The organism is Ruegeria sp. N7 (genome assembly GCF_056531345.1).
On sequence record NZ_JBQFLR010000039.1, the window covers coordinates 1 to 5,946 of the forward strand.

Sequence of the window (5,946 nt, forward strand, 5' to 3'; positions counted from 1 at the left end):
CTCAGCATTGGGCTGGAAAAGCCCTGTCGCATTCGAAAGGAAAGTGGCTTAAACGAGCACTTGGGGCGGCACAAAAACGGGACAGGTCCAGTCTATCACTGGTTCGAATACGTACCGCAGGAACTGCTGGACAAGTTCACCGAGCAAACCGGTATCGCCGTGACAATGGACACCTACGACTCGAACGAAGCGATGCTGGCCACGTTGAAAGCAGGCGGCATCGGCACCTATGACGTGGCTGTTCCCGGCGATTACATGGTCAAAATCATGGCTGGCGAAGGGCTGCTGGATACCATCGCCGAGGGCGAGTTGGTCAACAAGGGCAACATCTCGGCCGAATGGGCCGACCCAAGTTTTGATCCGGGCCGCACCCATTCGATCCCGTATCAGTGGGGCTCGACCTCGTTTGCGGTGAACCGCGATGTATACAGTGGCGACATTCAGACTACGGACATCCTGTTCAACCCACCCGCCGAACTGTCAGGCAAGATCAACATGCTGGACAGCCAAGGTGACGTGATGGCCATGGCCTCGCTGCACCTGGGTATCCCGCAGTGTTCGAACGATCGTGAGCAACTGAAGGCACTGAACGATATGCTTCAGAACGCAAAACAGCACTGGGTGTCGTTCAACTCGGATACCGCCAAAGAGGTGCTGGTGTCCGGTGATGCGGCAGTCGGTCAGATCTATGACGGCTTTTCCGCAAAGGCTCGGGAAGAAGGTGCCAACGTCGAATATGCCTTCCCTACTCAGGGCTACGTGGCGTGGATGGACAATGTTGTTCTGCTGAAAGATGCGCCGAACCGCGATAATGCCCTGAAATTCATGGACTTCCTTCTGGAACCGGAAAACATTGCCGCAGTGACCAACTATGCGCAGTATAACGCGGGCGTTAATGGGGTGACCGAGTTCCTTGATCCGGAACTGGCAGCGCAGCCTGAAAAGAACCCTCATGCGGGCGCGGGACAAGGCGTGTTCCTCGAAGTCTGCGACGAGGAAACTCAGGCTGTCTATGACCAGATCTGGACCAATCTCAAGAAATAGGTCGGTGTAAGCTAAGATTTGGTGGCGCTTTTGTTAAAAGCGCCGCCGAACAAACCTATTGAGACGAAAAGCCCCATGAAACGCGTTACAGTCTGCAGTATTTTAAAGCTTCTCTGAACCAGTCTGCATCATAGCATCGGTTTCCGAAAGCCACTCGACATTTGGTAGAGTCCTTAGCAATGCCCTCGCCCCGATGTAAGCGCTGACCTTTCCAGCGGTGGCGAACAGGTTGATCGGACGCCCCTGACTGTCGCAGACGGCGTGCAGCTTTGTGTTCATGACACCCTTGGTCCGATCAATCAGGCGTCTACGCCCCCAGTTGTTACGCCCAAACTGATCGCTGTCCGATGTGCCTTCAGGTAGGTTGCGTCGATCTGTTTGGTCAAAGCCTTTTCCGGCAATCCGGCATGCCCTTCCAAATGACACGCGGCGTTGACGCGAAATAACCTCACAGGAGACTGCGTTGCGTTTGAAGTCAGCGACGAGCTCAAGCGGCTTGATGTCGTGTTATTCCCAAAGTTTGACTATAGGTGTCGCGCAGTTATCGGGTGCTGCCCACCGTTTACCTGTCGATCTTCTCGCTACCAAAAGGTGCCATATACCCCCTTCCGACCCTGATAACGTAATCAAATCCAGATGCGCTTGACGTCAAGTGTATCTCGTCTTAATAAGTTAGTTATTACTCACTAACATAATGGTTTCGAATGCCCGCCCGCAAGCCCGCAGATGAACGCAAGACCGAGATCGTACAAGCCATGCTGCGCCTCGCGGACGAGTTGGGCCCTGATCGCCTGACCACACAGTCGGTTGCTGATGCAGTCGGGCTGACGCAGCCCGCAATCTTCCGGCACTTCGCGACCAAACAGGATTTATGGTTGGCGGTAGCTAACGAGATTTCTGAACGCCTCCGAACCGCGTGGGGTGACGCGCTTAGGACATCTGCCGATCCGGCAGAGCGGATCAAAGCGCTGATTTTGGCTCAATTGCACCAGATCGAGACTATGCCGGCCATCCCGTCTATTCTTTTCTCGCGCGAGCTACAGGTAGAAAACGACGATCTCCGGCAAGCTGTTCTTACGCTGATGACTGAATTGGTCGCATTGCTGTCCATCGAGCTGACCAACGGACAGAAAGCGGGCCTGTTCGACACAAACCTGCCGCCTGAAGACGGAGCGCTACTGTTGATCTCACTGGTACAAGGGTTGGCGATCCGCTGGACTCTAGGGAAACGCGGTTTCGCATTGGAATCCGAAGGGCACCGATTGCTCGACGCTCAGATGCGGCTATTCCGAATAGCAAGTACAGGGGTTTCGCCATGAACCGCCGTATCATCTTCGGTGTTACCCTTGCTGTCGGCCTCGCCGTCTTTGGCTGGCTTGTCCTTACAGAGCGCCCGGTTAATGTTTCCACTGCCGCAATTGAAAAGAATGTCCCTGTTCGTGTTTATGGGCTGGGGACGGTCGAGGCCCGGATCGTCTCAGATGTCGGATTTGAAGTTGGTGCCACGCTGACAGAACTTTCGGTCGACAGTGGTGATACGATCAAAGCGGGGCAAGTCCTTGCCCGGCTTCATCCGACGGAACAACAAGCAAAAGTCGCGCGCGCCAAAGCCGGGATTGCCGCCGCAGAGGCCACTTTGGGCAAGGCTGAGGCAAATGTGATCCGCGCGCGTGCCATTCTTGCGCAACGGCAGTCGACAAATGCGCGCCAGCAGGAACTTGCCGGGCGCAATGCCGTCTCGACTCAGGCTGCAGAAGAAGCCCAGCGGGATGTCGATGTTGCAGCCGCTGATCTGGCCGTAGCAGAAAGTGATGTTGAGGTTGCCAAATCCATGCACAGTGACGCCAAGGCAGCCCTGCAATACGAGCGTGTGCTGCTTGATCATCATGTGTTGCGGGCGCCATTTGACGCGGTCGTTGTTGAGCGCCACGTCGAAGCAGGTACTGTTGTTGTCGCTGGTGAACCAATCTTTACCCTTTTGGACCCGAACACTGTTTGGGCTTTGACCTACATTGATGAAGCGAGGGCCGGGCCCCTGCAACTCGGACAAGTTGCCGAAGTGAGGTTGCGGTCTTTGCCGCATAAGGTCTTCACAGGCAAGATCGCGCGGATCGGTATAGAAAGTGACCGGGTGAACGAAGAACGCCGGGTCTGGATTGCATGCAATCGGTGCCCGGAACAGGTTTTTCTTGGCGAACAGGCCGAAGTTTGGATCACAGTGACAGAGCTGGTCGATGCGATGTTGGTTCCCGAGATCGCAATAACCGGTTTTGACGGGCATGAAGGTCTTATATGGGTCGCGCGGGATGGGCGTGCGCATCAGGTGTCGGCAGTCTTCGGTCACCGGACCGAGGATGCGCGGGTCGAACTGGTCGGTAGTATTCCCGACGGCTCGCAGGTCATCTTGGCACCCGTTAAGGGGCTGTCTGAGGGGCGCATGGTTCGGGTCGTCGAGAGGGATGCGCCATGAACCTCGCCTACCGCGATGTGCGTCACAATCTGTTCCGCTTCATGCTGACTTGCCTCGGCCTCAGCCTTCTGATGGCGGTCGTGCTGGCAATGATTGGTATTTACAATGGGCTGGTTGCGGACGCGCTGAACATCGTCAAAGCACCGCAAGCTGATCTTTGGATTGTTGAATCTGGTACACGCGGACCGTTTGCAGAAGCCTCGAAAATTCCCGACGGCACCCGTGATGCTGTGGGGCGATTGCATGGTGTGGCCGAAGCGGGCAGCATCACATACCAGACCGTCGAAGCGCCCTTTCGCGGCGAAACGCTACGCCTGTACGTGATCGGATACGAGCCAGGTCACCCCGGTGGACCCGAAGCAATCTCGGTAGGGCGTGGGATCAGCCAGTCCCATTTCGAGATCGTGGCAGATGCCAAATCCGGACTGTCCGTCGGCGATGTGATCCGACTGGGCCGCGATCCTTTCACTGTGGTCGGGTTGGTCGAGGATACGATGAATTCCGCCGGTGATCCGGCGGCGTTTATCACCTTACGCGATGCGCAAGTGCTACAGACGCAACTGGCCCCGTCGGCTCAACGCGTCCAGGAGGCACGAGGCGCGGGGTTGCTCGAAAGTCAGGACAGCGTTGCGGCTGTGATCGCACGGCTTGAACCGCTTGCAGACCCGCAAGCAGTGGCGCAGTCGGTGCGCCAATGGAAACATCTTGGGGCCCTGACACAAGCCGATCAGGAGTCTATCCTGCTAATGTCTGTGGTGGATCGGGCAAAGCGGCAGATAGGTATGTTTCTGGGCATCTTATTGTCCGTTTCAGCCGTTGTGATCGCATTGATTATCTACACGATGACCATGGAGAAGCTAAAGCAGATCGCCACACTCAAACTGATCGGCGCCCCCGACCGCACGATCATCGGGCTGATCGTGCAGCAATCCATTGCACTTGGTGCGGTCGGCTGGAGTTTCGGTCTGATCCTTATCCTGCTTGTCAAAGACTACTTCCCCCGCCGGGTTGTGTTGGAGCCGATCAACGCCATCGCGCTGGCAGGGATCATCCTCATTGTCTGCATCGTCGCCAGCGGCCTTGGCGTTCGAGCAGCACTCAAGGTCGATCCGGCCACGGCAATCGGAGGGTGACGTCATGCTCAATGATCCGCGCCGCGTGATTGTAGATGTTACCAATGTCTCAAAGCACTTTGGCGAGGGCGATGCTCGTGTCGACGCACTGAAGGGTGTTGATCTGTCAGTCGAGGCGGGCGAAGTGGTGGCACTACTCGGCCCGTCTGGATCGGGTAAAACGACGCTTCTGAATGTCATTGGCTGCATCATTGCTCCGAGTACGGGGAAGGTTACGCTGGACAATGAGGTGGTTTACGACAAGCAATGGCTGCGAAACGATTTGCGTAGGCTACGGCTCGACAAGATCGGGTTTATCTTTCAGTTCCATAATCTTCTGCCATTTCTCGATGCCAAAGATAACGTTGCTCTGGTGCTGAAACTGGCTGGAAAATCGACGGTCGAGGCGCAAAGGCGCGCTGTCGAACTGCTGGACTATCTGGAGGTCGGTCACCGCAGGGATGCGATGCCCGCGCTTCTGTCCGGAGGTGAGGCGCAGCGTGTGGCCATCGCACGCGCCCTTGCCAACAGCCCGCGCATCATTCTGGCAGATGAACCAACTGCGGCGCTTGACAGCCAGAGGGCCGGGATCGTGATGGACCTGATGCGCAAGCTCGCAGCTGAGCAAGACGCCTGCATCATCGCGGTGACGCATGATGAAAAGATTTACGACCGGTTCGACAAGCTGTTCCACTTACGCGACGGTCGACTTGATGGAACGGAAGGGGGCGCGACATGAAAAATGCAACCACTGGCAACCGCGCCCTGAACATAGCGGCAAGCGTGGCAATAGTGTTCGGCGCGTTGACTGTTTTCTCAGGCGGACGGGCCTTGTTTGGTGGCGATGAAGCACGCGCCGCCGTTGGTAATGCAGTGCCCTTCGTGCTGTGGTTCAACTTTCTGGCAGGATTCGCCTATGTCGTGGCCGGCTTTGGACTGTTTCTACGGCACCGGTCAGCGGCCTGGATATCAACAGGCATTCTGGTTGCCACCGTTCTGGTTTTTCTGGCCTTCGGCGCTCATGTGCTGCAAGGCAATGCCTATGAGATGCGCACCCTCGGCGCGATGACCTTGCGCACGGGTGTCTGGTTAGCCATTTCCGTTGTGGCTTGGGTGCATATCTGGCGAGCAGAATGACTCGCCTGTAGATATGCCGTTACTCGCGGGACATTTCCTTCGACCTCCCATTTCGGGGACAAAGGAGATGTTTATGAATCAGGACGTACGCGGGTGTTGTCACGTTAACGTCCGGTCGACGAGGGAATGCTGATGGTCGGGATTCAAGCGGCTCGAGTGGCAGCATTCAAGGCTTCGAATGCC

At 56.5% G+C, this 5,946-nt stretch carries 6 protein-coding genes and 1 pseudogene; 6 read left to right on the forward strand and 1 reads right to left on the reverse strand.

Translation table 11 applies throughout. The features are described 5' to 3' along the window. Positions 1–30: 30 nt before the first annotated feature. Positions 31–1,044 (forward strand): extracellular solute-binding protein, encoded by a 1,014-nt coding sequence (locus ACR0ES_RS19980; protein WP_480774581.1) that lies wholly within the window; start codon positions 31–33, stop codon positions 1,042–1,044. 100 nt (positions 1,045–1,144) lie between these two features. Here ACR0ES_RS19980 and ACR0ES_RS19985 read toward each other — a convergent pair. Further along, a pseudogene (locus tag ACR0ES_RS19985) lies at positions 1,145–1,427 on the reverse strand (transposase); the annotation flags it as partial. A gap of 321 nt (positions 1,428–1,748) precedes the next feature. Between ACR0ES_RS19985 and ACR0ES_RS19990 the strand changes: the two are divergent. Genes ACR0ES_RS19990 through ACR0ES_RS20010 form a run of 5 tightly spaced genes read left to right on the forward strand, consistent with a single transcriptional unit; the run spans position 1,749 to position 5,763 of the window. After that, complete coding sequence (locus ACR0ES_RS19990) at positions 1,749–2,363, forward strand: TetR/AcrR family transcriptional regulator (RefSeq protein ID WP_480540084.1); 615 nt, start codon at positions 1,749–1,751, stop codon at positions 2,361–2,363. Further along, complete coding sequence (locus tag ACR0ES_RS19995) at positions 2,360–3,514, forward strand: efflux RND transporter periplasmic adaptor subunit (RefSeq protein ID WP_480774580.1); 1,155 nt, start codon at positions 2,360–2,362, stop codon at positions 3,512–3,514. The genes ACR0ES_RS19990 and ACR0ES_RS19995 overlap by 4 nt, the downstream gene beginning before the upstream one ends. Further along, the gene (locus tag ACR0ES_RS20000; protein WP_480871581.1) at positions 3,511–4,647 is read left to right on the forward strand and encodes an ABC transporter permease; all 1,137 of its coding nucleotides are present in this window, start codon (positions 3,511–3,513) and stop codon (positions 4,645–4,647) included. Before ACR0ES_RS19995 ends, ACR0ES_RS20000 begins: the two co-directional genes overlap by 4 nt. A gap of 4 nt (positions 4,648–4,651) precedes the next feature. Next, entirely contained in the window at positions 4,652–5,365 is a 714-nt protein-coding gene (locus tag ACR0ES_RS20005) for an ABC transporter ATP-binding protein (RefSeq protein WP_480871582.1), read from the forward strand. Then, complete coding sequence (locus ACR0ES_RS20010; protein WP_480871583.1) at positions 5,362–5,763, forward strand: hypothetical protein; 402 nt, start codon at positions 5,362–5,364, stop codon at positions 5,761–5,763. The genes ACR0ES_RS20005 and ACR0ES_RS20010 overlap by 4 nt, the downstream gene beginning before the upstream one ends. Positions 5,764–5,946 lie beyond the last annotated feature (183 nt).

Bases quoted from the DNA above. Each gene is read 5' to 3' on its own strand.
- ACR0ES_RS19990 (WP_480540084.1), top strand. From the start codon at position 1,749: ATGCCCGCCCGCAAGCCCGCAGATGAACGCAAGACCGAGATCGTACAA.
- ACR0ES_RS19995 (WP_480774580.1), top strand. From the start codon at position 2,360: ATGAACCGCCGTATCATCTTCGGTGTTACCCTTGCTGTCGGCCTCGCC.
- ACR0ES_RS20000 (WP_480871581.1), top strand. From the start codon at position 3,511: ATGAACCTCGCCTACCGCGATGTGCGTCACAATCTGTTCCGCTTCATG.
- ACR0ES_RS20005 (WP_480871582.1), top strand. From the start codon at position 4,652: ATGCTCAATGATCCGCGCCGCGTGATTGTAGATGTTACCAATGTCTCA.
- ACR0ES_RS20010 (WP_480871583.1), top strand. From the start codon at position 5,362: ATGAAAAATGCAACCACTGGCAACCGCGCCCTGAACATAGCGGCAAGC.